At 68.9% G+C, this 4,886-nt stretch carries 3 protein-coding genes; all 3 read right to left on the bottom strand.

What is annotated here, in order from left to right:
- The coding region (gene carB / locus I0Q12_RS08620) for a carbamoyl-phosphate synthase large subunit (protein WP_197251532.1) at nucleotides 1-3,181 on the bottom strand (3,181 nt) is incomplete at its 3' end.
- Nucleotides 3,181-4,347: a glutamine-hydrolyzing carbamoyl-phosphate synthase small subunit gene (gene carA, locus I0Q12_RS08615; protein WP_197251531.1), complete on the bottom strand. Its 1,167-nt coding sequence runs from the start codon at nucleotides 4,345-4,347 to the stop codon at nucleotides 3,181-3,183. The genes carB and carA, both read right to left, overlap by 1 nt.
- A 70-nt stretch (nucleotides 4,348-4,417) precedes the next feature.
- Nucleotides 4,418-4,885 (bottom strand): transporter, encoded by a 468-nt coding sequence (locus I0Q12_RS08610; protein ID WP_197251530.1) that lies wholly within the window; start codon nucleotides 4,883-4,885, stop codon nucleotides 4,418-4,420.
- Between the last annotated feature and the right edge of the window lies 1 nt (nucleotide 4,886).

The raw sequence follows: 4,886 nt of genomic DNA, 5'->3' as shown, positions 1-4,886 counted from the left end.
TCTCGTAGCCGTCGATGCGCGGCCCGGCGTTGCCCCACGGCGTGTTGATGACCATCGCGACGTCCCCGGCGCGGATGCGGTCGACGACGGTCGGTGCGCCCTCGGGGCGATCCTCCTCGGAGACCTTGTACACGTGCTCGCACGGAACTCCGTTGCGCTGCAAGGTTTCCGCGGTACCGATGGTCGCCATGATCCGGAACCCGAGGTCGGCGAGGTGCTTGACCGGGAAGATCATCGACCGCTTGTCCTTGTTCGCGATCGAGACGAACACCGCACCCGAGGTGGGGAGCGAACCGTAGGCGGCGGTCTGCGACTTGGCGAAGGCCCGGCCGAAGTCGCTGTCGAGGCCCATGACCTCACCGGTGGACTTCATCTCGGGGCTGAGCAGGGTGTCGACCCCGGTGCCGTCGGCGCGGCGGAACCGGTTGAACGGCAGCACCGCCTCCTTGACCGCGATGGGCGCGTCGAGCGGGGCGTGGCTGCCGTCGCCCTCGGCGGGCAGCAGACCCTGGCTGCGCAGCTCGGCGATGGTCTCGCCGAGCATGATCCGCGCGCACGCCTTCGCGAGCTGCACACCGGTCGCCTTGGACACGAACGGCACGGTGCGGCTGGCCCGCGGGTTGGCTTCGAGGACGTAGAGGATGTCGTCCTTGAGCGCGTACTGGACGTTGAGCAGGCCCTTGACGCCGATGCCTTTCGCGAGCGCGGCGGTGGACCGGCGCACGTTCTCGATGTCGGAGCGGCCGAGCGTGATCGGGGGCAGCGCGCACGCCGAGTCGCCGGAGTGGATACCGGCTTCCTCGATGTGCTCCATGATGCCGCCGATGTAGACGTCGGTGCCGTCGCACAGGGCGTCGACGTCGATCTCCACGGCGTCGTCGAGGAAGCGGTCGACCAGCACCGGGCGGTCGTCGGAGATCTCGGTGGCGTTCGAGATGTAGGTCTCGAGTGCCTTCTCGTCGTAGACGATCTCCATGCCGCGGCCACCGAGCACGTAGGACGGGCGCACCAGCACCGGGTAGCCGATGCCGGACGCGATCTCCCGCGCCCCTTCGAAGGTGGTGGCGGTGCCGTACTTCGCGGCGGGCAGGTCGGCCTGCTCGAGCACCCGGCCGAACTCGCCGCGGTCCTCGGCCAGGTCGATCGCCTCGGGGCTGGTGCCGACGATCGGCACGCCCGCGGCCTTCAGGCGCCGCGCCAGGCCCAGCGGGGTCTGGCCACCGAGCTGCACGATGACACCGGCGACGGTGCCGGACTCGCACTCGGCGCGGTACACCTCGAGCACGTCCTCGAAGGTGAGCGGCTCGAAGTACAGGCGGTCGGCGGTGTCGTAGTCGGTCGAGACGGTCTCCGGGTTGCAGTTGACCATGACGGTCTCGTACCCGGCCTCCGACAGCGTCAGCGCGGCGTGCACGCACGAGTAGTCGAACTCGATGCCCTGGCCGATGCGGTTCGGGCCGGAGCCCAGGATCAGCACCTTCGGGCGTTCGGTCTGCGGCGCGACCTCGGTCTCGGCCTCCGGATCGAGCTCGTAGGTCGAGTAGTGGTACGGGGTCTTGGCCTCGAACTCGGCGGCGCAGGTGTCGACGGTCTTGTACACCGGGTGCACGCCCAGTTCGATGCGCAGGGCGCGGACGGCGTCCTCGTCGGCGAACTGCTCCGGGCGCAGCTCGGCGATCTGGCGGTCGGAGAAGCCGTGGTGCTTGGCGTAGCGCAGTTCCTGCTCGCCGAAGGTCTCGACGCCGCGGACCTCGTCGCCCAGCTCGACGATCTGCTGGATCTGATCGAGGAACCACGGGTCGATCTTGGTGGCGTCGAAGACCTGCTCGACGGTGGCGCCCAGCTCGAACGCCTTCGCCACCCCATAGATGCGTCCGTCCGTGGGGGTCGCGATCTCGGCGAGGATCGAGTCGAGGGTGCCCTCGACCTCGGGGCCGGTCCAGAAGCCGGCGCGCTTGGTCTCGAGCGAACGCAGCACCTTGCCGAACGCCTCGGTGAAGTTGCGGCCGATCGACATGGCCTCACCGACCGACTTCATGGTGGTGGTGAGGGTGCCGTCGGCGCCGGGGAACTTCTCGAACGCGAAGCGGGGGGCCTTGACCACGACGTAGTCGAGGGTCGGCTCGAAGCAGGCCGGCGTTTCCTTGGTGATGTCGTTGACGATCTCGTCGAGGGTGTAGCCGATCGCGAGCTTGGCGGCCATCTTCGCGATCGGGTAGCCGGTGGCCTTCGACGCGAGCGCCGAGGAGCGCGACACGCGCGGGTTCATCTCGATGACGACGAGGCGGCCGTCGCGCGGGTCCATCGCGAACTGGATGTTGCAGCCGCCGGTGTCCACGCCGACCTCGCGCAGGATGGCGATCGAGAGGTCGCGCATCTTCTGGTACTCGCGGTCGGTCAGGGTCATCGCCGGCGCGACCGTGATCGAGTCGCCGGTGTGCACGCCGACCGGGTCGACGTTCTCGATGGAGCAGACGATCACGACGTTGTCGCGGCCGTCACGCATGAGCTCGAGCTCGTATTCCTTCCAGCCGAGGATGGACTCCTCGATCAGGACGTTCGCGGTCGGCGACGCGGCGAGACCGCCCCCGGCGATGCGCTCGAGGTCCTCGTCGTTGTAGGCCATGCCGGAGCCGAGGCCACCCATCGTGAACGACGGGCGCACCACGACGGGGAAGCCGAGTTCGGCGACGGTCGCGCGGACCTCGTCCATGGTGAAGCAGACCCGCGAGCGGGCGGACTCGCCGCCGCACTTGGTGACGATGTCCTTGAACATCTGCCGGTCCTCGCCGCGCTGGATGGCGTCGAAGTCGGCGCCGATCAGCTCGACGTTGTACTTGTCGAGGATGCCCTGCTCGGACAGCGCGACCGCGGTGTTCAGCGCGGTCTGGCCGCCGAGGGTCGCCAGCACGGCGTCGATCGGGGTGCCGTTGGCGGCCTCGGTGGCGATGACCTTCTCGACGAACTCGGCGGTGATCGGCTCGATGTAGGTGGAGTCGGCGAACTCCGGGTCGGTCATGATCGTGGCCGGGTTGGAGTTGACGAGGCTGACCCGCAGGCCCTCCTCGCGCAGCACCCGGCACGCCTGGGTGCCGGAGTAGTCGAACTCGCAGGCCTGGCCGATGACGATCGGCCCGGAGCCGATGACCAGGATGTGGGAGAGATCTGTACGGCGTGGCATTAGGACTTGTCTCCCTCGAGCATGCTGGCGAATCGGTCGAACAGGTAGGCGGCGTCGTGCGGGCCGGCCGCCGCCTCCGGGTGGTACTGCACCGAGAAGGCGCTGCCGTCGAGCAGGCGGACCCCTTCGACGGCACCGTCGTTGGCGCAGGTGTGGCTGATCACGGCGCGGCCGAACGGGGTGTCGAACTCCTGGCCCGCCTCACCCTCGAGCGCGAAACCGTGGTTCTGCGCGGTGATGGCGATGCGGCCGGTCTCGTGTTCGACGACCGGGATGTTGATGCCGCGGTGCCCGAACTTCATCTTGTAGGTGTTCAGGCCCAGGGCGCGTCCGAGGATCTGGTTGCCGAAGCAGATGCCGAACAGCGGCAGGCCCTGTCCGAGCACCTCCTTGGTCAGGTGCACCGCCCCGTCCGCGGTCGCCGGGTCGCCGGGGCCGTTGGACAGGAACACACCGTCGGCCTTCAGGTCGAGGATGTCGTGCAGCGTCGCGGTGGACGGCAGCACGTGCACCCGCATCCCGCGTTCGGCGAACATGCGCGGGGTGTTGGTCTTGATGCCCAGGTCGATGGCCGCGACCGTGAACCGGGCCTCGCCCCCGACGGGCTCGACGACGTATCCGCTGGTGGTGGTGACCTCGCCGGCGAGGTCGGCGCCGAGCATCGACGGCTGGGACTTGACCCGCTCGAGCAGTTCCGCGTCCGAGGCGAGGGCGTCACCGGAGAAGACGCCGGCGCGCATGGAGCCGCGGGTGCGCAGGTGCCGCACGAGTGCGCGGGTGTCGATGCCGGCGATGCCGACCACACCCTGGCGGACCAGTTCGTCCTGCAGAGAGCCGGTGGCCCGCCAGCTGGAGGTGCGGCGGGAGGGGTCGCGCACGACGTAGCCGGCGACCCATATCTTCGCTTCCGCGGAGTCGCCGGTCGGGCCGACGGACTCGTTGTCTTCCTGGTTCCAGCCGGTGTTGCCGATCTGCGGTGCCGTCGACACCACGATCTGCCGGTGGTAGCTGGGGTCGGTGAGCGTCTCCTGGTAGCCGGTCATGCCGGTGCTGAACACGGCCTCGCCGAGGGTCTGGCCGACCGCTCCGAAGGTGGTGCCGCGGAAGATCCGCCCGTCCTCGAGCACCAGTACCGCGGTGCCGCCGCCGAAATTACCGCCGCTCATGCGTTCTCTCCGTTCTGCTCGACCTCACCAGAGCTGTCCGCATCAGCTGAAATCTCACGTGCTGTGATCGTCACTGTCCTGAATCTTCGTTCGTCGCGTCCACCCACGAGGGGTAAACAGTCTTGTCGTCGCCGCGGAATCCGGTGTCGATCTCGGTTCCGGAGGGCAGTTGCCATCGGATGACCAGGACGCCGTCCTTGGTCATGACCTTCCCGGCCAGGCCGCGTTCGGTGCGGATCGCGCGGATCGAGTCCTGCGGAATCCAGATCGGCGAGGCACCGTCGCGGTCGAGGAGTACTCCACTGCGGTAGCGGCTGATCTCGGCCGCGGCCCGGTATCCCAGGTCGCCGACCGCGATCCGGTCCTGCCAGCTCGGCGCCAGGGTGCTGCCCACGTACAGGCCGGTGCTGGGGGCCAGCACCTGCTCCCCCAGGTCCGCGGGCACGGCGGGAAGTTCCCCGACGGCGTCGGCCTGGCGGCGGGCGCGTCCGCGCCAACCCTTCCACATGAGCAGGACCAGCACGACCCACAGGAGCAGG

It is taken from the genome of Rhodococcus sp. CX (genome assembly GCF_015865005.1).
In the GTDB taxonomy this organism is placed as follows: domain Bacteria; phylum Actinomycetota; class Actinomycetes; order Mycobacteriales; family Mycobacteriaceae; genus Rhodococcus.
The sequence above is the reverse complement of the archived record's forward strand: the minus strand, read 5'-3'. Positions and strand labels throughout refer to the sequence as shown.

Coding starts and splice junctions, on each gene's coding strand:
- carA (WP_197251531.1), bottom strand. CDS start 4,347: ATGAGCGGCGGTAATTTCGGCGGCGGCACCGCGGTACTGGTGCTCGAG.